14 protein-coding genes are annotated in these 23,139 nt (G+C 62.6%); 8 read left to right on the plus strand and 6 right to left on the minus strand.

The features are described from left to right. Positions 1-89: 89 nt before the first annotated feature. Positions 90-878 carry a hypothetical protein gene (locus GSQ82_RS08525; protein ID WP_158791856.1) on the plus strand — a complete coding sequence of 263 codons (789 nt, stop codon included), beginning with the start codon at positions 90-92 and terminating at the stop codon, positions 876-878. Between the two features lie 214 nt (positions 879-1,092). Here the strand turns inward: GSQ82_RS08525 and GSQ82_RS08530 are convergent, their stop codons facing one another. The 3 genes from GSQ82_RS08530 to GSQ82_RS08540 form a co-directional block, all read right to left on the minus strand. Next, a complete protein-coding gene (locus tag GSQ82_RS08530; RefSeq protein WP_158791857.1) occupies positions 1,093-7,017 on the minus strand; it encodes a choice-of-anchor D domain-containing protein in 5,925 nt (1,974 codons plus the stop codon). Between the two features lie 103 nt (positions 7,018-7,120). Further along, positions 7,121-7,783, minus strand: a complete 663-nt coding sequence (locus GSQ82_RS08535; RefSeq protein ID WP_158791858.1) for an HAD family phosphatase — start codon at positions 7,781-7,783, stop codon at positions 7,121-7,123. A gap of 176 nt (positions 7,784-7,959) precedes the next feature. Further along, positions 7,960-8,433: a hypothetical protein gene (locus tag GSQ82_RS08540; protein ID WP_158791859.1), complete on the minus strand. Its 474-nt coding sequence runs from the start codon at positions 8,431-8,433 to the stop codon at positions 7,960-7,962. Between the two features lie 306 nt (positions 8,434-8,739). On the opposite strand from GSQ82_RS08540, the gene GSQ82_RS08545 reads away from it, so the two are divergent. Together GSQ82_RS08545 and GSQ82_RS08550 are read left to right on the plus strand one after the other, a co-directional pair. Then, positions 8,740-9,888 carry an acyltransferase gene (locus GSQ82_RS08545; RefSeq protein ID WP_158791860.1) on the plus strand — a complete coding sequence of 383 codons (1,149 nt, stop codon included), beginning with the start codon at positions 8,740-8,742 and terminating at the stop codon, positions 9,886-9,888. Positions 9,889-9,935: 47 nt separating this feature from the next. After that, a complete protein-coding gene (locus tag GSQ82_RS08550; protein WP_158791861.1) occupies positions 9,936-11,123 on the plus strand; it encodes a pyridoxal phosphate-dependent aminotransferase in 1,188 nt (395 codons plus the stop codon). 61 nt (positions 11,124-11,184) lie between these two features. On the opposite strand, the gene GSQ82_RS08555 is transcribed toward GSQ82_RS08550, so the two are convergent. Next, complete coding sequence (locus GSQ82_RS08555; RefSeq protein ID WP_158791862.1) at positions 11,185-11,817, minus strand: MBL fold metallo-hydrolase; 633 nt, start codon at positions 11,815-11,817, stop codon at positions 11,185-11,187. A 114-nt stretch (positions 11,818-11,931) separates the two neighbouring features. Next, complete coding sequence (gene secG / locus GSQ82_RS08560; protein WP_158791863.1) at positions 11,932-12,225, minus strand: preprotein translocase subunit SecG; 294 nt, start codon at positions 12,223-12,225, stop codon at positions 11,932-11,934. A gap of 257 nt (positions 12,226-12,482) precedes the next feature. Here secG and GSQ82_RS08565 point away from each other — a divergent pair, with 257 nt between their 5' ends. From GSQ82_RS08565 to GSQ82_RS08575, 3 genes are all read left to right on the plus strand, one after another. After that, positions 12,483-13,562 (plus strand): esterase family protein, encoded by a 1,080-nt coding sequence (locus tag GSQ82_RS08565; RefSeq protein WP_158791864.1) that lies wholly within the window; start codon positions 12,483-12,485, stop codon positions 13,560-13,562. Positions 13,563-13,608: 46 nt separating this feature from the next. After that, positions 13,609-14,709 carry a hypothetical protein gene (locus GSQ82_RS08570; protein WP_158791865.1) on the plus strand — a complete coding sequence of 367 codons (1,101 nt, stop codon included), beginning with the start codon at positions 13,609-13,611 and terminating at the stop codon, positions 14,707-14,709. Between the two features lie 89 nt (positions 14,710-14,798). Next, positions 14,799-17,291: a serine/threonine-protein kinase gene (locus GSQ82_RS08575; RefSeq protein WP_158791866.1), complete on the plus strand. Its 2,493-nt coding sequence runs from the start codon at positions 14,799-14,801 to the stop codon at positions 17,289-17,291. Between the two features lie 126 nt (positions 17,292-17,417). Here GSQ82_RS08575 and GSQ82_RS08580 read toward each other — a convergent pair whose 3' ends face one another. Then, positions 17,418-18,353 carry a hypothetical protein gene (locus GSQ82_RS08580; protein WP_158791867.1) on the minus strand — a complete coding sequence of 312 codons (936 nt, stop codon included), beginning with the start codon at positions 18,351-18,353 and terminating at the stop codon, positions 17,418-17,420. A gap of 366 nt (positions 18,354-18,719) precedes the next feature. On the opposite strand from GSQ82_RS08580, the gene eno reads away from it, so the two are divergent. Further along, positions 18,720-20,012, plus strand: a complete 1,293-nt coding sequence (eno, locus tag GSQ82_RS08585; protein WP_158792194.1) for a phosphopyruvate hydratase — start codon at positions 18,720-18,722, stop codon at positions 20,010-20,012. Between the two features lie 273 nt (positions 20,013-20,285). Continuing rightward, positions 20,286-22,745, plus strand: coding sequence for a hypothetical protein (locus GSQ82_RS08590; RefSeq protein WP_158791868.1), 2,460 nt, complete (start codon positions 20,286-20,288; stop codon positions 22,743-22,745). Positions 22,746-23,139 lie beyond the last annotated feature (394 nt).

Below are 23,139 nucleotides of genomic sequence, written 5' to 3' on the forward strand. Positions count from 1 at the left end.
GCTGCGTCTTTGCTGTGGGCGACCCAATTTTCTGTTCCTAAGCTGCGAAGCGGGAGGATAATTACTCGCACGCACAGGAGGAGCTTTCGATGAACTCAGTCCAGTGGATGCGGTCGATTGCGTTTGCGGCGGTGGGAACGCTCGTGTTGGCTGTGGGCAGCGGCGGGGCTGCGATGGGCCAGATGCCGCAGACTCCCTCCATGCCCTCAATGCCTGGGATGCCCCCAACACCTTCGGCGCCTCCAACGCCTTCGATGCCGCAGATGCCCGATATTCCGCAGGGCAATCCGAATCTTTCGACGCCTGATATGCCGCAGCCGTCCCAGAGCGGGCCGACAGATGCTGCGCGTGGATCCGCAAATGGGGCCCAAGGCGCTGGGTTTTTGGGTACCTGGTGTGTGCAGGGAGACCGGACGAAGCAGGCTTCGATCAGCAGCAACGGCGCATTTTTGAATCTGACGAATGAGAGTGGGGACACGTCGATCGGGAATCTCCAGGGATCGAACCAGATTGTTGCGCCGGGCTGGCAGTTTGTTACGGGAACGCTGAGCGGAAATGGCGGAACGATCAACTGGTCGAACGGAACGTACTGGACGCGGTGTGGCAGCGGTGGTGGAGGCGGTGGGCACAGCAGTTACAGCTTGAACGGGAACTGGTATCCGAACGGCAATCGCTCGTTGCAGTGCTCGATTCAGCAGCATCGCGGGAATCTGACGTTGCAGAACGAGAGTGGGCAGAGGGCGACTGGATCGCTGGTGGGGCGGCGGCAGCTGACGACGAACTGGGCTGGAACGACGATCCGGGGAACGGTAAGTTCGGATGGGAACCGCATCAACTGGGATAACGGGACTTACTGGATTCGTTACAGACTTTATTGAAGATGGGAAAGATATGTCCTGCCGGACGGGCCCACTGCTCGTGGGGAGGTCACTTCGTGACTTGTATACCCCTTCGGCTGGTCCTCCCGTTGGTCGGCACGATCATGATTCCGACCATCGGGAGGACTTGTGTCGCCTGCGCGGGCGTGACAGGTACATAAGTCACGAAGTGACCTCTCGCCGAGCAGGCGGCCCGTCCGGCAGGACATCATCTTTACCGCGCAGTGACAACGAGGTTAAGGGTTACAGTCTGGGTAAGCTGGACGCCGGTGGTAGAGCTGGCGGTGACCTGGTACTGGTAGGTGCCCGGTGGGGTGACGAGGACGTCGAGCTGGGTCTTGGTGCCGCCGCAGCCTGATGCCGCGGTGAGCAGGAGCGCGCAAAGGATCGTGCGGATGCGGCGGGTCTTTCTAAAGAAGAGGAGCGAGGCGGGCAGGAGGCCGAGAAGAACTCTGTCGAGCGTGTTGCTCGCTGTCGTGACGGGCGGCGTGGTGATGGTGTTGATGGTGGCGACTGCGTTCTGCGGCGCTCCGTTGAGAGGAATGCTTGAGGGTAGGAGAGAGCAGGCGGCGTTGGGGCCAGCGGTGATGGGGGTGCAGTTGAGGACGACGGTTCCGATGTAGTTGTACTGCGGGGTGAGCAGGAGGGTGTAGCTGGCGGGGCTCGCGCTGGGAACGGTGGCGGTGGCGGAGGAGGCTCCGTCGACGGTGAGGAGGAAGGTGCCGTTGGGGACGCCGTTGCCGGTGAGCGGGACTTGGATGGGTGCGGCGCTGTCGGAGCTGGCGATGGTGAGGGTGCCGTTGCGTGCGCCGAGTGCGGTGGGTGTGAAGGCGACGGTGAGTTGGCAGGAGGTGTTGGGTGCGAGCAGGGTAACGGGGCAGGGAACGGTGATGTCGTAGTCCCCGGCGATGGCGAAGTTGAGGCCGGTGACCGAGGCGGTGCCGGTGTTGGTGAGGGTGAGCGTCTGGGTGGATGAGGCTCCTACGGCGATGCTGCCGAAGTTCAGGCTACCGGGGACGATCTGAAGGTGCGACTGGATGCCGATGCCGGTGAGTGTGGCGATGAGTCCGGCGGGTGAGGCTGAGGTGGAGACGGTGACGGTGCCGGGGATCGCGCCGGTCTGGGTGGGGGTGAAGGCGACCTGGAGGGTACAGCTGGTGGAGGCAGTGATGGGGGTGCCGGGAGCGGGGCAGTCGCCGGTGGTGAGATAGCCGGAGGTGGTGGTGATGCTGTTGAAGGTGATGGGGGTGGGGCTGGTGTTGGTGATCTGGAGTGGGAGCGTGGCGGTGCTGCCGACCTGGACGCTGCCGAAGTTGAGCGAGAGCGGCGTGAGGGTGAGGGGCGATGGAGTGGCGGTGCCGAGGAGGCTGATGAAGTCGAGCGCGGTGCTGGCGTCGGAGGTGATCTGAAGGGCGCTGATGCGGGCGGAGGTGTCGTTGGCGGCGTCGGGCTGCGGGGTGAAGGTGATGTTGATGTTGCAGCTCTGCGAGGGCAGGAGGGTGCCGCAGTTGCTCTGGTAGGCGAAGTCGGGCGTGGTTTGGAGGGTGGTGATGTGGATGGTGGTGGTGCCGGTGTTGGCGAGGGTGACGGTCTGGGGTGGGGAGCTATTGCCTGCCTGGATGGCGGGGAAGGTGAGGGAGCTCTGCGAGGCGGCGTAGGAGACGAGCGGGGCGGTGCCGGGTGCGGCGGAGACGGGGGCGGCTGAGCCGGTGAGGTCGACGAGGTCGGGACCGCTGAGGGCGTCGCTCTCGATGACGAGGGTGCCGGTGTCGGTGGTGGGCTGGGGCGAGGAGGTGCTGGTGGTCTGGTTGACGGCGGTGTAGGTGAGGGTTACGGTGCAGCTTTGGTTCGGGCTGAGGGTTGCGCCGCAGGTGGTGGAGGTGACGAGGAAGGGCCACTCGCTGGTGAGGCGGCGGACGGTGAGAGGAATGGCGCCTTTGTTGGTGAGGGTGAGGGTCTGCTGGGCGGTTTGGCCGGAGGCGATCTGGCCGAAGTTGAGGGCGGGCTGGTTGGGGATGAAGCTGCCGGTGATGGCTAGGGTGGCGCTGCCGTTGCCGTAGCCTTCGAGGTAGGCGAGACCGTTGAGGGTGGCGGAGCCGTCGGTGGGTGTGGCCTGGGCGAAGATGGTGCCGGTGAGGTCGCCGTTGGTGAGGGGGAGAAAGGTGACGGAGAAGGTGCAGGAGGCGTTGGGGGCGAGGGCGGCGCAGGTCTTGGTGTCTGCTGTGAGGACGAACTGGCGGGGGAGGGCGAGGTTGAGTGAGAGGGATTTGCTGGTGAGGTTGTTGATGGTGAACTGGCGGGTTGCGCCGAGGGTGGAGGTGGGCGCGGGGCCGAAGTTGGTTTCGGCGGGAAGGATCTGGAGGCCGGCGTTCTCGGTGGTGTAGGCGCCGCTGAGAGGGACGGTGTAGGTGGTGAGGCCAGTGGTGGAGCTGGTGACAGGGATCTGGAGGGTGTCGGTGACGAGGGCGGTGGTGGGAGTGTAGGTGACGGTGATGTTGCAGGTCTGCGTGGGGGTGAGGGTGGTGCAGTTGGTGGTGGAGGTGAAGTTGGGCGTCGCGGTAGTGGGGGCGGCGATCTGGAGCGTGGAGAAGCCGGTGTTGGTGAGGGTGATGGTCTGTTGGGTGGAGGTGGGACCGGGGACGTTGTTGAAGAGGAGCGCGGTGGGGTTCAGCGAGAGGCCGGGGTCGGGTGTGCCGAATCCTGTGAGCGCGGAGGTGACAGGCGTGGAGCCGGTGGGGAGGTTGAGGACGCCGGGGCGTTGGCCGGTGGCGGTGGGGGCGAAGACGATGTTGAGGAAGCAGGAGGCGTAGGGTGCGAGAGAGCCGCTGCAGGCTGGGCCTCCGGTGGGGGCTGAGGCTTCGGTGCTGATGGTGAAGTCGCCGGTGACGGTGGGGGTGGAGAGCGTGACGGTGGAGGTGGTGAGATTGGTGAGGGTAAAGAGAGTAGGGGCGCTGGAGCTGTGGACGGGGATGCTGCCGAAGTCTTGCGTGACGGGCGCGAGGATGAGGCCGGTGAGGGGAAGGCCGGTTCCCGTGAGGGTGAGCGGAGATGGGCTGCCGCTGGTGGAGGCGAGGGTAAGCGTAGCGGTTTGCGGGCCCGCGCTGGTGGGCGTCAACTGAACGCCGAGCCAGCAGTTGCGGCAGCTTCCGGTGAAGGAGCTGGTGAAGGCGGCGGAGGAGGGTTGGCCGTGGCCGAAGCCAACGTCTTCGACGAGGATGGCCTTGAAGTCTGGGACGGAGGTGGAGGCGGTGAGGGCGGCGAAGGACGAGGTGATCTTGTACCACTGGACGGAGGGCTGGTTGAGGATGACGTCGCCGAAGTCGAGGGTGTTGTTGGGCGCGGAGAGGATGCCGGTCGCGGTGCCGCTGAGCGTAACGTAGGTGGGGCTGGTGCCGGAGCCTGCGGTGACGGAGAGCAGGCCGCTACGGATGCCGGGCTGCGAGGGCGCGAAGGTGAGGAGAACGTTGCAGGCGGTGTTGTTGCCGGGGAGCAGGGCGGGGCAGTTGGTGGTGGAGGTGAAGTCTCCGGTGAGGGCGAGGCTGAGGGCGAAGGGCTGCGCACCGATGTTGGTGATGGTGACCGATTGCGTGGTGGCGGAGGTGTTGGTGACGAGGACGGGATCGGTGAAGGTGATGGCAGTAGGAGAGACGGTGAGGTTGGGGTTGACGGACTGGCCGGTGGCGAGTGGTGGTGGGAGGGTGGTCCCGGTGATGAGGACAGCCTCGCCTTGATCGAGCGTGAGGGTGGTGGAGTCGGCGGAGGGTGCGATGGAGGAGTTGTAGTTGATCTGGAGCTGGCAGACGGTGTGAGGGCCGAGGGTGGTGGGGCAGTCGTCGGCGAGGCTGAAGGGTGCGGCGAGGGCGACCGGGGTGTGGGTGATGGAGGTCGCGGAGTTGTTGGAGAGGTAGAGGAAGCGGGGTAGACGGAGGCCGGAGTTAGCGACGGTTCCGTACTGGGTGCCGAAGTCGATCTCGCTGGCAGAGAGGCTGAGCGAGGCGGCCTGCGTGTAGGCGGAGAGGAGGACGTTGCCGGTGCCGATAGTCCATGTTGATTGGGCGGGGCCGTCGTCGGTAGAGGTAGCTGAAGCGGCGAAGCTGAGGATTATGTGACAGGTGGCTCCGGCGGCGAGAGTCTTAGAGGTAATGGAGCCGTTGGTTGGGCAGTCGTTTGAGGATTCGGAAAAAGTGTATGGAGTGAGTTGGCTGCTGGCGATTATTGAGGTAAAGGTTTGGGGTTGTTGCGAGAGATTTGTAACCGTGACGGTGCGGGCGGTGGACGGGCTGGTGGAGGTGACGATGCCGAAGTCCAGCTCTTTGGGGGAGAAGGCGATTGGGCTGGGAACGGTGGTTATCGCGGGGATGTTGATGGTTTGGGTGGTGGCGTTCGAGGTTTCGGCGGTGAGGGTGCCGGGGCCTGAGCCGGTGAGGGCGATCTCGCACTCTGCGCCTGGGTTGAGGGTGGTGGGGCAGTCGGTGGCGAGGGCGAAGCTGGGCGAGTTGAGTTGCAGGTTGATGGCGGCGACGGTGCCGAGGTTGCGGAGGGTTACATTCGGAGCGTTGTCCGTCGAGAGAGCGAGGCTGGGAGCGGCGGTGGTGGGGCTGAGCTTCGCGAGGTAGGCGGCTGAACCGGCGCAGAGGCTTCCGCTGCAAGTGCCGGAGGGAAGCACGGCGGCGCGGAGGGTGGAGAGCAGCGCAGTGGTGGGGGTGTTGTAGAGCGGGAGGTCGTAGGTCTGGGTGGCGAGGAGATTTGCGGATGCGGTCGGACTGGCGCTTCCGGCAAAGATTGGCTGGCCGGTGGGGTCGGCAGTGACTGCGGTGAGGGTGACGGGGAGGCTGGCGAAGTTGGGGTTGGTGGAGGGAAGTCCGCCGAAGCGTATTGCCTGATCGATCTGTGGCTGGGCTGTGTTCTGCTGTGTGACGCGAAGGCCGTATGCGTTGCCGATGGTGGAGAGAGACGTGAGCGGCAGGAGCGAGGCGGGGGTGGTGAGGGTGCCGGTAATCCAGACTACGCCGTCGGGCGATGGAGTGAGGGTGGATTGGGTGCCGGGTGCGAGGAGGGTGGACGAGAGAACGGAGCTGCCGTCTATAGAGATGCGAAGCAGGGTCTGGTAGCTGGTGGCGGAGGCGATGGGTGCGAGGACGGTTGCGACAGGGAACTGACCGAGGGCGATGGAGCCGGAGAGTAGAAGCGTCTGCGTGGCGGGGTCTTGCGGGGAGGGTGCGAGGGCGATGGAGGTGATGCCTGCACCGGGAATAAAAGTGGAGAAGAGGATGCCGTCGGCGGCGGGGGTGAGTTTGGTGAGGAAGCCGGAGGTGGTTCCGGCCGTGTTGGGAATGATGTTGGGGACGAGGGCGTTGAGGGTCGGGTAGCCGGAGCTGGTGGTGTATCCGGCGATGTAGGTGTTGCCGGAGCTGTCGGCGGCGATGGCCGCGGGTGCGGTGTTCGCGGCTCCGTTGAGCGACTGGCCGCTGAGATAGGTTGCGTAGAGCAGCCCAGTGCCGGAGGTGTTGAAGGCTTCGACGAAGCCGTTCTGCAGACTGCCGAATGCGGGGGCCTGGATGATGGCCGACGGCGTGACGGGAAGCGTGGAGGAGAAGATGCTGCCGCTGATGTAGACCGCGTTCGCCGTGGCAGCGATGGCGGAGGCTGCGGTACGGCTGCTGCCCGCGTAGGTGAGAAAGATTGGATTCAAGTTCTGGTCGAACTTGCCGATGAAGCTATTAGTCGATGTATCGGCGGGGCTGGGAAAGGCTGCGGCGGAGGAGGTAGCGAGTGCGCCGGAGGTAGTGGTGCCGGTGATGTAGACGTTGCCCGCGGGATCGAGCGCCATGGCGAGGCCGACGTCTCCTGCTGCGCCTAGCTGTGCCTGGGCGAGAACGGTGGAGGCGGTGGGATCTGTCTTGAGCACGCGCACACCGTCGTGCTGGTCGAGGAGGAGATAGAGGTTGCCGCTGGCGTCGGACTGAACGGCGTTGAACTGGGCGTAGAAGGTATTGGGTGACGACGATGCGCGCAGGCCTGCGAAGAGAAGCTGCTGCGGTCCTGTGACTTGGGCGCAGACGGTGTAACTGCTGAGGAGCAGAGCCGCGAGGGCGCAGAGACCGGCAACGTAACGTCGGAGAGAGAGCGATGGTGGCATGGTTTTTGGCTGCGGGCAGAGCGCTGGTACAGCCTGACCTTAACTATCCGTGGGGACGAGGCGGTTGCGGTTGGAAGATGAGGAGAAAGACGTTACGGGGGTACTATATCTTCCCGTTTCGAGATTCCATACTACCCGCTAGTTGTAGAAGGTCGTCGAGGCCGCGCGTGTGCATCTCGCGCTCAAAGGTGGCGTGGTCGGTGTACTGGATGGCCTGCATCCCGGAGGCGAGTGCGGCGTCGATGTTTTCGATCTTGTCGTCGATGAAGAGGATGTTGGCGGGCGGGGTGCGCATGCCTTCGGCGGCGTGGCGGTAGATCGCAGGTTCGGGCTTGGCGAGGTTCACGGAGTGCGACCAGGTCTGATGGTCGAAGGCCTCGATCCATTGATGACGCGCGCGGAGGCCAAGCTCCATGGCGTCGGGCATGTTGGAGAGGATGCCGGTGCGGACGCCTGCGCGCTGGAGACGCTGAACCCAGTCGAGCATCGGCGGGTTGAGGGTGGACCAGTAGTCGGTGTCGGCGTCGATGAGGGCGGTGAGCTGGTCGGGCGTGAGGACGGTGCCTCCGCTGCTTGCGGCCTTGGTCCAGAAGGCTTCGGCGTTGAGGTCGCCGCGGTCGTAGGCGTGGCGATAGGCCCAGTAGCCGTGGTGGAGATGATCTTCGGTGAGGCCGGAGATGGTGCGCATGCGGACCCAGGCGGAGGCGTCGGGCGGACCGGAGAGAACCATGCCGTAGTCGAAGAGGACTGCTGTCACTGGAATCATATGGAGATAATTGTAAGTCGCCCTGAGCGGGCGGCGATCACTTCGTGACTTACATACCCCACCGGTCGTTGCTCCCGATGGTCGCATGGAGAATGTTTCCGCCGACCATCGGGAGGCCCACGCAAAGCGGTACACACCCCACGAAGTGGGCGCTGCCCGCGTAGGGCGCTTTATCGTTAAAGACCCAGCGTGCTGTTGACCGTAGCAAGCGCGGCCTTCTCTTCTTCCGAGACAAGCACGCCGCCGAAGCCCAGGAATCCGCCCTCTTTCGTCGCCTCTGCGGTTGTCTGCGCGGTCTTGGCAAGCCACTGCTTGACCTCCGCAGTCTCCTCCGGCGTAGCCTTCTGCGCGAGCAGATCGGAGGTCCGCTTGAGGATCTCGCCTGCCGCTGCCTGGATCGCCGCGGGGCTCGCTCCCGCAGGCGGCTTCGGGATCGCCATCTTCTCGGTCAGGTCGGTGGCGAGCTCTTTCAGCAGCGGAGTCTGCGCAGTCGCGGCAGTCTGGATGATCATCTTTCCGACGGCTGCCGACTCCTGGATGATGCCGATGGGGCCGCTGGGGCTGGCGGCAACGACGAGGATGCTCGCCATCAGGGGCGCGGAGCGGAGGAGATCCCATTCGTCGACGCTGAAGTCTGTTTTGCTGCTCATAGGGATCAGCTTTCTGCCCTCGCCGGCGTGAGACGCAGGCGATGAGGGCGATTGAGATTTTGGAGTGATGAAGATGGCCCGGCGTGCAGTCGTGCAGAAGCTGAGGGTATCGAGCGGGGTGACGGGTGTCAATCGGAGAAGATAAATTTTGGAAGAATCGCTTGTGCGTTGCGGGGTCTCGTTGGATTGTTGCTCGCTGCGTTATCTCTTCAGATACGCGATGCCTGCGGCTGGGAAGTAGCTGCTAGTCTAGCCTCACTGTTGCCCATCTTCGCCTCACGAGTAGCCCCTTTGAGCTCCGCCAAAATGTCTAGACTGCATGGGCTGGATACCTTGCGCGCCGTCGCAATTGTGGCGGTGATGATCTTCCATCTGCAGTCGTTCCTTCCCAGCGCTCTTGGGCGCATTGGAGATCTCGGTTGGATGGGGGTTGATCTCTTCTTTGTGCTCAGCGGATTTCTGATCGGGTCGCAGCTACTGAAGCCGTTCGCCGATGGGCAGCGCCTGCGTCTGCGCGACTTTTATATCCGGCGAGCGTATCGCATCCTGCCGGCGTATCTGGTGGTGCTGCTCCTCTACTTCGCCGTGCCTGCGTGGCGGGAGCATGAGAGAGTCGCAGCGGCGTGGAAGTTCCTGACGTTCACAGCGAATCTCGTGATGAACTATCCGGCGGAGCTTGCCTTCTCGCATGCGTGGTCGTTGTGCGTGGAGGAGCACTTCTACCTTCTGCTTCCATGCCTGGTGCTGTGGCAGATGCGAAGGCCGGCGGCGTGGAAGACAGTGAGCCTGATTCTGTCGGTGGTGCTTTTTGGCGTGCTGCTGCGACGATGGGAGCTGCTGCATGTGGTTCGCGCACCGGGCGTGAGCGATGACGAGATGTGGGCCTTGTTTATGAAGCGAATCTACTATCCGACGTACTGCCGTCTGGATGGCCTGGTGAGCGGCGTGGCGCTGGCGTGCATTCGAACGTTTCGGCCTGTGTGGTGGGCGAAGGTATCGCGCCGTGGGAGCTCGCTTGGCGTAGCGGGACTGCTGGTTTGTGCGGCGGCGATGTGGTCGTTTGGATGGGAGTACCCAACGCCGGATCGAGCCTTCGGTGTAGTCTACGGCTTCCCGCTGATCTCGCTTGGGTTCGGACTGCTGGTAGCATCGGCGGCTTCGAGCAGCGGACCGTTGCAGCTTCCGCTGCCGGGAGCGAAGACGCTGGCAACGCTTGCGTTCAGCCTCTATCTGACGCATAAGGAGATCGCCCATCTCGATCAAACGATCTTTCCGTGGCTCACGCACGAGTCAGGATGGCGCGCTGCGGGAATCTATGCGGTGAGCTGCCTTGGCTTCGCGGCTCTGCTGTATGCATGCGTGGAACGACCGTTTCTGATCCTGCGCGATCGCCAGATGCGGAGTGCGGTGGCTCGCACTCCGAGCGTCGAGGCACGGCTCGATCCGGCTCTATAGGTTTCGTCGCGGATTCACTCATCCGGCTACGGCATTAGCATGGAAGAGTGAGCTATCGGTTTTCGCAGCGGACGGGTTGGGATGTGGGAGAGAGCGGGTTTGCGGCGGCGATCCGTGAGGCGCGGGCGGCTGGACGCGATCTGATCGACCTCACGGTGTCGAACCCTACGGTGTGCGGGTTTGCGTACGACGCGGAGGCGATTCTGGCTCCTCTCTCCAGTGCGGGAGCGCTCACATACGATCCCGATCCGCGAGGGATGCGGTCGGCGCGAGAGGCGGTGGCTGTGTACTACGCAGATCATCGCGCCGAGGTGGACCCCGACAACGTCGTGCTGACGACGAGTACAAGCGAGGGGTACGGATATCTCTTTCGGCTGCTCTGCGACGCTGGGAACGAGGTGCTGGTGGCACAGCCCAGCTATCCGCTCTTCGACTTCCTGGCGGACCTGGAGGATGTGAGGCTGCGGCCTTATCCGCTCTTCTACGACTTCGGCTGGTGGATCGACTTCGCGGAGCTGGAGCGGAGGATCGGACCAAAGACGAAGGCAATCGTGGTGGTGCATCCGAACAACCCCACGGGCCACGCTACCGGGATCGAGGAGCGGCGGAAGCTGGAAGAGATCTGCGTACGGCACAGTCTGGCGTTAATTGTGGACGAGGTGTTTCTCGACTATCCAGTGGAACTTCAGGAGTCGTCGAAGTCTGAGGCGCGGTTGGAGAGCTTTGCGGTGGGGCCGCACCCAGTGCTGACGTTTGTACTGAGCGGGATGAGCAAGATCGCGGGTCTGCCGCAGATGAAGGTCGGCTGGGTGGCGGGCTTTGGGCCGGAGGAAGCAAGGCGCGAGGCGATGGGCCGGTTGGAGGTGGTTGCGGATACGTTCCTGTCGATGAACGCTCCGGTCCAGATTGCCCTGCCGGGATGGCTGAGCGCGCGGCAGGGAATTCAGCGGCAGATCCGGGAGCGGGTGCGGGAGAATCTTCAGGCCGCATTGGACGGCGGGCTGGAGGTGCTGCGGATGGATGCGGGATGGAGCGCGATTCTTCGCCTGCCGCAGAGAGCCGAGGCTCAAGATTCGGCTGAAACGCTGCTGCGGAGTGCCGGGGTAGTGGTGCATCCGGGGTCGTTCTATGGGATCGCCGAAGGCGGGCGCGTGGTGGTCAGCCTGCTTGGACCTTCGAGTGAGTTTGCCGCTGGCGTCGATCGTCTGAAGCGTGCAACAAGTGAACCACAATAGTTAATAGTTCATGTGATGCATGTAAGGTGTTGCTTCTCGTTATCTCCGTAATCGTAACATTCTATTTGTCTTGCAGGAATGGGTTTGAAGTACGTTCCTGACCGATGGTCGTTCGGTTGCCATGGCCGGGGATGACGGTGACCTCATCGGGAAGGGTCAGCAGGCGCTCGTGGATGGAGGCTAGCAGCTTGCGTGTGTTGCCTCCGGGGAGGTCGGTGCGGCCTACGGACCCTGCGAAGAGGGTGTCGCCTGCGATCAGGAGCCCGCGTTCAGGAAGATAGAGGCAGACGGAGCCTTCCGTATGGCCGGGCGTGTGGAGGATGGAGCCCGAAAGGCCGGTGATGGCGATCAGCTTGCCGTCGTCGAGGTTGTCGTCGGGCGGTGGCACCTCGGGCACGCCGACGCCCAGCCAGTTGGCCTGCATGTCCATCATCTTTACCAGCGGCAGGTCGTTCTGGTTGTAAAGGATAGGCGCACCGGTCAACTGCTTCAGCTTCGCCGCCCCGGCAATGTGGTCGATGTGGGCATGGGTGATGACGATCTGCTTGACGGTGAGCGAGTGCTGCCGCAGCAACGCCATGATGCGGGAGATATCGTCGCCGGGATCGACCACGATGGCCTCGCGGGAGGCCTCGTCGCCGAGGATGGAGCAGTTGCACTGAAGGGGGCCTACGGTGAGGACTTCATGGATCATGGGGAGCCTTATTGGAAACGCCGTCTAGAGATCGGGTTGAGGCTTGCGTGTAGTTATCGAAAGCATGAAAAATGCGCAAGCCAGTGGCCTGCGCATTGATCGAATATAGATAGCCTACTTCTTCGCGGGTACACTCTGCGTGGTCTTGGTGCCCGAGAGAACCGAGTGGTCGCCGCTGGCGCGCGAGAGCAGGATGGTGAGGCCGATAGTCGTGAGCATGAAAACAATGGCCGAGTAGGTGGTCAGCTTGGTGAGCAAGTTAGCCGCGCCGCGTGGTCCGAAGGCGGTCTGCGAACCCTGGCCGCCGAAGGCTCCGGCGAGATCGGCCGATTTGCCCTGCTGCAGAAGTACGACGCCGATGATGAAGAGCGAGACGATAATGTGGATAACGACGAGAAGATAGATCATCGGGGTGCTGGATAGCCTCTTTCCGGGGTATAAAGTCCGGAGAAATGTGTGGTCTGGTGCGGAGGAAGGAAAGCGTACCGCTCCCTGTGCTTTGCTTCAACCTAAAGCTTAGTGTAGCACCGGGATGCGGGGAAGCCAACCGTAAGGAATCAGTTGCGCTGGGCCTCCATGATGAAGATGGCGGGACGAAGATGAGCCGAAGGGGAAAACGTGTATTCTGCGTCTGACGCTGAAAGCCTTTTTCACGGAGATCGTTCTTGTTCACTCGACGCGTTCTAGTTCCAGTACTACTTGTGATGTCGCTGCATCTGTCGGCACAGCAACCCGCTTCGCCTGTCGCGCAGCAGCCCGGTGGACCGAACTCCGGCCCAGCGCCTGCGCCTCCGCCGCTTACGGGCGATGCGTTGCAGCATCCCGGCGTGCCCGAGGGCGTGTTGTCGAAGCGGCTTACGCTGCGAAGCCAGATCTACGACGGCATGGTCAGCGACTACTGGATCTACGTTCCGTCGCAGTACGACCCGAAGAAACCTACTGCGGTGATGGTCTTTCAGGACGGCGAGGGATACATCAACCGCAAGGGCGATCATCCGGCGTTGAACGTGCTCGACAATCTGATCGCACAGGGAAAGATTCCGGTCATCATCGCAGTCTTCACGAATCCGGGCGATATCTCCGCCTCGCCGAACACGCTGACGTATAAGTTCGTCGAGGCGTATGGAAAAAAGTGGTCGCGCACGCTGAAAGACTCGATGCGTTCGACCGAATACGACACAGTGTCGGATCGTTACGGGCGCTTCCTCCACGATGAGCTTCTGCCAACCGTCGCCAAGAGTTACAGCCTTCGCACCGATGCGTACTCCCACGCCATTACCGGCTTGAGTTCGGGCGGCATCTGCGCCTTCAACGCCGCGTGGCAGAGACCGCAGGACTTCAGCCGCGTCATCTCGTGGATCGGATCATTCACCTCAATCCAATGGCAGGAAGATCCAGCGGTCGCGGACGGCGGACAGGACTATCCGGAGAAGATTCTGCGGGAAGACCACCGCAACGTTCGTGTATGGCTGCAGGACGGCAGCAACGATCAGGAGAATCCGAAGTACGGATCGTGGCCGATGGCGAACATCCGCATGGCGAACGCGCTCAAGCTGAAGGGCTATGACTTCCGCTTCTCGTTCGGCACCGGCCCGCATACAGCAGGCGTCGGAGGCGCGGAGTTTGCGGACGAGATGATGTGGCTGTGGCGAGGCTATGATCCGGCAAAGACCGCGGAGACATTTACCCAGGATGTGGACGAGGGTGCGAAGCCACCGTTCCGCGTAGGGATCGTGAACCGTTGAAATAGACGTCAACCGCTGACATAGACAGCGCGAGGAACGCCTGGCGTTGAATCTATACTGCAAAACAGAAGGTGTCTGCAACTATCTTGACCAGCAAGCGGGTATCGGAGTCTGTCTCAAACCGCAAGAGCTCCTTGTCTTAATTGCGTTCGAGCTGTTCCTCGCTGTCACCCGCCGCAGCCTTCGACGAATCCTCTCGCCGAAGTTCATCGCCTTCGTTCTTACCGGCGTACTCTACCTCGCCGTCATGCGTGTCTTCGCGCCTCGATATCAGACGGAGACGGTCCCCATCCTGCTCCATACCTATTGGGCCTTCGGCTCTATCGGCGCGATGCATCTCGCCCTTACCTACAAGGCAACCACTCTCTCGATATTCGTCACGCTCTTCGCCTGCTACGCCCTGCGCCGGCGCCTCAAGGGCCTGTACATCCTCTTCGCGCTGCTGACCTGCGCCATCGGCGCCTCCATCGCATACGACATACAAAATAAGGATTGGTACTATCATCTGCTTCCGTGCAGGCAGTTCGTTATGCTGGCGCTCTCCTGGCTGGTACTGGAGCTTGTGCTTCCGCTCTACCGCAAATATGCCGTCAACCTTCGTCTCAGCATGCTGGCTGCATCCGCGCTTGTCCTGGTAGAGTTAGTGACTCTCACCGCCAATCTCAGGGCAACCTCCGTCAGCCACGGGCCTACCCATCCCAAGACGCTCGATCTGCTCCTGTCTCAATACCCGCCGTCGACTACCGTTTATATCTTCTCCACCAGTGTCATGCCGTTCGGTACTGCCGTCTCCCACGACCTGAACTGGGGCAGCCGCTTCGCCCATCTGTGGATGCTTTCTGCAATCGTGCAGAACGAACAGCCTCCGGTTCCTCTTCCAGCCGGCTTCAAATATCTTCCGCCCGACACACTCGCCAGCCTGGCCACTCTACAGCGCACCGAATCCGCCGAAGACCTCAATCGCTGGAAGCCCGACGTCGTCATCGTAGAGCACTGCACCCCGACCCATCTCTGCCAGGGACTCGAAGACAGAAACTTCGACTTCCTGAGCTGGTTTCTTCAGAGCCCCGACTTCGCCGCCGCCTGGTCGCCCTACAAACGTCAGCCCGGGCCGCCTCTCTACGACGTCTACTTCCGCACCCACTAGCCTGATCCAACCCTCCCCGCATCGCCGCGTATCTCTCCGCTCAAGCAGCGTCCCTCCATCCACACCCCGACCCTTGCGATAATGGTTCCATGAAGCGCCGTGAGATTAAGCAGTATGAGTTCGTCCGCAAGATCGGCACTGGCGGCAGCGGCGTCGTGTATCTGGCCAACGACACCCTCCTCCAGCGCCCCGTCGTCCTTAAGCTGCTTAAGCGAGGCAACCTCACCATCCAGCAGATGCGCGCCACCCAGCTCCGCGAAGCACGCCTCGCCTCCGCCATCGACCACCCCAACGTCTGCGCCATCTACGACGTCGGCGAGGCCCCCGAAGAGAACGGCAACGGCGAAGAAGCCTACATCGTCATGCAGTACATCCCCGGCAAGAGCCTGGACAAGGTCATCTCCGAAGGCCCCGCCAGCCTTCAGCTCGTCCTCTCCGCCGGCATCCAGACCTCCGACGGCCTCTCCGCCGCCCACAATCTCGGCATCTTCCACCGCGACCTCAAGCCCGCCAACGTCATGCTCACCGACGGCGGCCTCATCAAGATCCTCGACTTCGGCCTCGCCCGCCGCCTCACCCGCGACCAGGCCGACTTCGACCCCGCCGGCCCCGCCAGCAAGCGCAACCCGCCAGCCCTCGGCGCCACCTACACCGCACGCGGCGGCACCATCGCCTACATGGCGCCCGAGCAGTTCGTCACCGGCCAGTCCAGCGTCCAGTCCGACATCTTCGCCCTCGGCCTCATCCTCTACGAACTCGCCACCGGCCGCCACCCCTTCCACCGGCCAGACGCACCCGAGTTCCAATCCATCCGCGCCATCCAGTACGCCGAACCCATCTCCATCCGCGTCATCAACCCCAGCCTTCCCGTCGAGCTCGAGTCCGTCATCTTTCGCTGCCTCGAAAAGCAGCCCTCCGCTCGCTACAGCTCCGCCGCCGACGTCCGCGAAGCCCTCAAGACCATCATGATGGCCATGCAGCTCGACTCCGTCCTGATGCCCTCCGACTCCTCCATCTCGCTTCTGCCATCGCAGGGGCGGCTCGCGCTCGACACACCCGAAGAAGAGAAGCGCACCACCGGCATCCTCTCCATGCTCGCCGAGCGATTCCGCGAGTCCGGCACCACCTCCTCGACCAAGCAGAACAGCATCGTCGTTCTACCCTTCGTCAACTTCGGCCCCGCAGACGTCGCCCCGCTCTACGGCTACGCGCTCGCCGACGCCATCGCCGCCCGCCTCACCCGCATGTCCAACCTCGTCGTCCGCCCGTCGAGCTCGTTCATGAACATCCCCACCCACCAGCTCGATCCGCTCAGCATCGGCAAAAAGCTTCTCGTCAACTTCGTCCTCGCGGGCAACTTCCTCCGCTCCGACAAAGGCTTCGATCTCAACTGGCAGCTGCTCGACGTCACCGGCCAAAGCGTCCGCGCCGGAGGCTCCATCAACGTCGCCTCGTTCGACCTCGTCAGCGTTCAGTCCGAGATCTGCAACGAGGTCTTCAGCACGCTCCAGGGCTTCGGCGACCTCCAGGGACTCAAGGAAAATCACCGCGCCGCCTCGCTCACCGAAGACCTCTCTGAGCAGTACCTCCAGGCCCGCGCCGTGCTCTCCTCCTTTATGACCCGCACCGGTAGCCGCGAAGAGCTCGACCGCGCCTGCGAGGCCTTCACCTCCGTCGTCAAGCAGGACGAAAACTACGCTCCCGCATGGACCGGCCTTGGTATCACCCACCTCCAGTACGCACGTCACGGACTCGGCGGCCAGATGCACGTCCTCGAAGCTCGCCGCGCCTTCGACAAAGCTCTCGCGCTCGATCCCGGCTCAGTCGAAGCCAATCTCTACCGCGTCTACATGCTCCTCTCGCGCGGTGAAAAAGAGTCTGCCCGCCACGGCATCGAAAACCTTCTCCAGACCGCGGGCAACGACTGGAACGTCCGTCTCGTCGCTGGCCAGACCCTCCGCATCGACGGCATGTACGACGAGGCGCTCGACCAGTTCAACGCCTCGCTCCGCATGAACCCCTCGAACGCGGCTCTCATCTACAACCATCGCGCCCGCGTCTATCAGTATCAAAACCAGATGGAGCTTGCGTCGGACGAGATCCAGAAGGGACTCACGCTCGAGCCGCGCCAGCCTCTCCTGCGTATCTCGCTCGGCTACCAGTACATGCGCACAGGCGATCTGCCCAAGGCCATCGAAACCCTCGAAAACGTCATCCGCGACGAGTCCTCTCTGCGCATCGTCTTTCCTACGATCGCCCTCTGCTACGTCCAGCTTGGCGAACGCGAAAAGGCCGCGACCTTCATCGTCGATGAGACGCTCTCGGCAGCGGAGGCAGACAGCGAGATGGCCTACCGGCTCGCTACTTACTTCGCGCTCGACGGCGACGAGTCCGAGGCGCTGCACTGGCTTCGCCGCGCCATCTACCTGGGCAACGAGAACTATCCGTGGTTCACCATCAACCCCGCCTGGCGCAAGCTCAAAGGCCACGCTGACTTCGAGCGCATCCTCGAAGACCTCAAAAAATCCTACCGCCGCAATCAGAAGAACTGGAAGCGCCTGTTAGCCCAGGTACGCGACTAGTAGGGCGCCGCAGGCGCGTCAGCCTCGATGGCAGATCGCGCCGTGCGCGCAGCACGCCCTTGCCGTTGTCTTAAAGTAAAAAAGGCCACCCGCAAAAAACGAGCAGCCCTTCACAACATCTGTAACTTACTGAGCCGCCCCAGCCCCACCCGTATTCATCGCAGTAGCCGGAGAAGCGCTCAGCGGAGTCAGAATCATGGGTGTCGTCAAGCTGAACACCAGCTTCACATCCTTTGGTAGCGTGCCCTGACGATCTTCTTTCAGCCAAAGCACCGTGCTCACACCCGCTCCAATGCCAGCACCAACGACCGCTCCCACGCCACCGCCAAGCATCGCGCCTGCCACGGCACCTGCGCCAGTCACGCCACCGGCAACCACCAGTGTCTCCTTCACGTTGTCCTTGCGCTTCAGTGTACCTTCGTCGGTCACCTTGAACTCGCTCTTACCCGTATCGATCAGTTGCGCATGAACCACATAGTGCGTTCCATCCGGCAGCAGAATATCGCGCGTCTCAAGATGTAGTGCAGCAGCGCCCGTAACCCTGTGGCCTCCGCGCACCTCCGTCACCCGGCCCTCGAGAATGGCACCAGCCGGAATGATCACACGTCCCTTGCGTTCGATCGGCTCGGTTAACTCCGCGGAGAAACTGCTTCCACGCACCGTCGTCTGGGTCGAAAGCGTCTCTCTGATCCGTGTCTTCAGCAGCGTTCCTTCGCGCAACTCGCCGTCACGCTCCGGCACCTCGGTCACAATCATCGCGTCCAGATCGTTCTCCGGCGCAACAGCGCTGGATCCCGTCGCCGAAGCACCCGCATACGGAACATAAGGCCCATACTCCACCGCCTGCGTCGAGGAGGCAGCAGAAGGCGCTGTAGCTGGAACTGTCGCAGGAGTAGTCGCACTCGGCTTCTGCGTCAGCGGACGCGGCGTCACCGGCGCTGCATCGTCCGTGCTCGAGATCACGGCAGAGTCCGGGTGCGAGACCCCACTGGTCTGCGCATACATCGGGGAAAACGCGGGAACGACAAGTACAAGAGCAGCGGCGGTAATGTGTGCCTTCATAGCAGATATCCTCATCAACGTGTATCGGAGAGCACACCGGCGCAACACCGGCGGTCCCTTATCAAAGGTTAGTTTCTCCCTCGCAGCCGCGCCGCAAATTCGCCGGCAGGGAATCGACCCTGCTAATAAGCGCTTCAACGCCCTCTTTCGCCCCAACGATTCACCTTCCTGTCAGGCAGCACGTCCAATCCCTTTGCTAAAATTCGACAGGTGAGCAAGTCCGACGCAGAACTCGTGCAATCCATCTCCGTCGCCGGTGGCCGCACCGTACCCGTAGACCGGCGTCCAAAGTTAAACGAACGGTTGAACCACCGCGTCGTCTCTCAATACCCCGCCCCATCGAACCAACCCAACTACAGGAGCAACATGACCGAGATCGTCTCTATCCACGCACGCGAAATCCTCGACTCCCGCGGTAATCCCACCGTCGAGGCCGACGTTATCCTCGACTCCGGAGCCAAAGGCCGCGCCGCCGTTCCCAGCGGTGCCTCCACCGGCGAGCACGAGGCCGTCGAGCTCCGCGATGGCGACAAAGACGTCTACATGGGCAAAGGCGTCCTCCAGGCCGTAGAAAACGTCGAGACCATACTCGGGCCTGAGTTGACCGGCATGGACGCCAGCAACCAGCGGCTCATCGACGCCACCATGATCTCCATCGACGGCACCGAGAACAAATCCAAGCTCGGAGCCAACGCCATCCTCGCCGTCTCCATGGCCGTCGCCCGCGCCAGCGCCGAAGCGTTGAAGCTCCCGCTCTACCGCTACCTCGGCGGCGTCAACGCCTGTCTGCTCCCCACGCCCATGATGAACATCCTCAACGGCGGCTCCCACGCCGACTCGAACGTCGACTTCCAGGAGTTCATGGTCATGCCCGTCGGCGCGGAGACCTTCTCCGACGCCCTCCGCTGGGGCACCGAGGTCTTTCACACCCTCAAAGGCGTTCTGAAGAAGAAGGGCTACAACACAGCCGTCGGCGACGAAGGCGGCTTCGCACCCTCGCTCAAGTCCAACGAAGAAGCCCTCGATCTCATCATCGAAGCCATCCAGCTCGCTGGCTATACCCCCGGCGAAGACATCTCCATCGCCCTCGATCCCGCCTCCAGCGAGTTCTACGACAAGGAGGCCGGCAAGTACATCTTCAAGAAGTCCGACAAGCGCCAGCTCTCCTCCGCCGAGATGACCGCCTTCTGGCAGGACTGGGTCCAGCGCTATCCCATCATCAGCATCGAAGACGGCCTCGCCGAAGACGACTGGGACGGCTGGCAGTACCTCACCCAGGCCATCGGCGACAAGGTCCAGCTCGTCGGCGACGATCTCTTCGTCACGAACACCCAGCGCCTGCAGCAGGGAATCGAGCAGAAGGTCGCCAACTCGATCCTCATCAAGGTCAACCAGATCGGCACCGTATCCGAAACCCTCGAAGCCATCGAACTGGCCCGTCGCTTCGGCTACACCAGCATCATCAGCCACCGCTCCGGCGAGACCGAAGACACCTTCATCGCCGACCTCGCCGTCGGCACCGGCGCTGGCCAGATCAAGACCGGCTCCGCCAGCCGCACCGACCGCATCGCCAAGTACAACCAGCTCCTCCGCATCGAAGAAGAGCTTGGCCAGTCCGCCGAATTCCTCGGCATCGAGTCCGTCAACTTCGGCGAATAACAAAACGTATCTCATCTAAAGACGAAGCTGCCTACAGCGTCACGTAGGCAGCTTCGTCTTGTTTAACCGCCATCAAAACCCCGAATTCCCCATAGTCAACGGCTGACTGAACAACCCACCGCGCCAAAAATCACCTTGTCACCCCGTCACACACTAGTGCTATGATGAGGGCCTCCTCAGCACGGTGGTCGATGAGGAGCCGGGCCAGGTCCTCAGCAGAGCATCTCAAACAAGGAAGGCGGCCCGCCCCGGTGGGCTGACTTGGCTAACCCCATGAGCTCTCGCACCTCCTCTCGCATCCTCTCCATCGCCCTTACCCTCCTCACCTCGATCTCCATCGCGCAAGCCCAAACCTCCTACCCACCGTCCGTCGTAGACGCCCAGATCCCAATCCCATCCACCGACGGCTTCAGCGATCCCCACGGCCTCGCCGTCGCTCCCGGCGGCATCGTCTACGTCGCCGACACCGGCAACCACCGCCTCCTCAAGATCACCCCCGCCGGCACCCAGACCACCGTCAGCTTCGGCACCTTCGGCCCCGCCGTCCAATCTCCCACCGGACTCGCTACGGACACCGTTGGCGACCTCTTCGTCACCGACACTCCCACGAACCGCGTCATCAAGCTCCCCGCCAGCGGCGGCAACGCCATCACGATCATCGGCGCACCCGCCCTCGACCGACCCACCGCCCTCGCCTCCGACACGGTCGGCAACCTCGCCATCGTCAACTCCGGCACCGCCCAGGTCATCGTGCGCCGCTACGGCGGTCCCGCCACCCCCTTCAACACCGGCGCCACCGTCCTCATCGCCCCCCAGGCCGTCGCCTTCGACAGCGCAGGCCTGCTCTACATCGCCGACGGCGGCAACGCCATCACGCCCCCATCCGTCTATCGCTTTCCAGCAATCGGCGGCACCGGCACCCCCCTCACCCCCACCGGCTACAGCCTCAAAAACGTCACCGGCCTCGCCGTCGACGCCCAGCGCAACCTCTTCATCCTCGACGGCGCCGACAACCAGCTCATCGAAGCCCCCTACACAGGCGCCACCCCATACCTCATCCCGCAGTCGAACTTCGTCTCCCCCACCGGCCTCGCCCTCGACAATCTCGGCAACCTCTACGTCTCCGACAGCGGCACCCCCTCCAGCGCCGTCACCGAGTTCGTCTACAACAACGCCGCCCACTATCCCTCCCTTCCCGTCGGCACCGCGTCATCCTCTTACACCTACAACTTCTCCTTCTACGAGCGCACCATCATCGAGGCCACCCGCGCCATCGGCGGCGGCGTCTGGAGCCAGGAGTATCACCTCCAGCCTGGCGGCACCTGCAAGCTGATGACCTACTCCCCCAGCACCAGCGCCGCTGGAGCCACCCTCCCCGCCACCTGCACCCTCAAGCTCAACTTCCAGCCCACCCTCGTCGGCGGCCTCCCCGGCGCAGCCCAGGTCCAAACCTCCAGCGGCACCATCAACCAGCTCACCTTCGGCATCGGCACCGGCGCCCAACTCGCCTTCCTCAACGCCGCCGTCTCCCTCAAAGTTCCTTCCATGTATGTCTCCAACGTCATCGACAACGCCACCGACACCAGCCTCTACTTCTGCGGTTCCGGCGGCACCTATAGGATGCCCCCGTCCGCAAGCGTCCCCACTCTCGTCACGCCCCTCTGTGGCAATCTCGCCGTCAACGGTGTCGGCGATCTCTTCCTCTACAGCGGCACGACCATCACCAGAGTCCCAGCCGACGGCAGCCCCAACACCGTGATGAACATCACCGGCCTCATTAACCCCCAGGGCTGGGCGATGGATGAAAACGGAGCCTTCTACATCACCGACCTCGGCCCCGGCAATCCAGAAGGAGACAACTACAACCCCAATGTCGCATTCCTCCTTCGCATCTCCTCCACCGGTGCCGAGAGCAAGATCCTCCCCGGCGACTTCATGTTCCCCTCCACCGTCCTCAGCGATGGTGTAGGCAACATCATCGTCCAGGACTCCGGTTACGAGATCTTCGCGGTAATCAAGGTCGGAGACGGCTCCTATACCTTCGGCTCCACCGGTCCCACCATCGGCGGCCAACTTGGCGTCGAAAACGCCAACCTCGCAGTCGACCTCAACGACACGCTCTATTTCTGGGACAACAACGCATTCGGCTTCGTTGGACTCGCCTTCTCCCCCGCCACCAGCCAACCCCTCATCCAGCAGATTATGCCAAACGAATCCTTCTTCCCCCTCTACACCGTCCCCGGCCTCACCGATAACTTCAACTGGTTCCCCTTCATCGGAACCGGCTCCATCACCATCGCCCCCAGCGGCAAGATGTACTTCTCCAACGCCGCCGGCCCCGGACTATGGCTCGTCAACCGCACCCTCGGCTCCATCCCCGAGCAGGCATTCAATCCCAACTTCCAATTCCTCGGTCGAGCCACGCAGCCCGGCTTCGTCTTCAACATCGGCAACGCACCCCTCACCTTCACCAACTCCAGCCAGATCTTCAACGTCACCGGCAACGCTGGCTCAGCCCTCACCTTTAGCACCCCATCCGGCATTGGCGCTCAGCCCTGCCAGCCCGGTGCCACCCTCCAGCCCGCTTACTACTGCGCCTTCAACGTCACCAACGCTAACGCGCCCGGCACCGGCCCCGCCGTCACCGACAATCTCCAGTTCCTCACCAACGCCCTCAACAACAACTCCGTCACCTTCCGCGTCATCGGCGTCGGCAACCCAACCCCTAAGTAGCCGCCACCATCGTCGCCACGCTGTATCGACATACTCCAAGGGTTTTGCCCGCCTTTTTGTTTGCCCCTTTGTTCTGCCTTTTTTTGTCCTTTTGGTTTGTCATCCCGTAGGGATCTGCCCTTGTTCTTGCCCTTGCTGCTGCCGTTGCCTGTCCCTTTGTTTGTCATCCCGTAGGGATCTGCTTCTGTCCTTGCCCTTGTCTTTGAGATAGAGCGAGGCTTTAGCCTCGCGTCTAACCCTGCACCACAAAGCACCCTCCGCTCTGCCGAAGGCCGGAGCGAAAGGCGAAGGCCGAAGCGACAAAATATTGCTCTTGCACTTGCCGTTGCCAGTCCTTTTTGTTCGTCATCCCGCACGGATCTGCTTCTGTCTTTGCCTGTCTTACTCAAACTGC

It is taken from the genome of Granulicella sp. L60, from assembly GCF_009765825.1.
Classification (GTDB): domain Bacteria; phylum Acidobacteriota; class Terriglobia; order Terriglobales; family Acidobacteriaceae; genus Edaphobacter.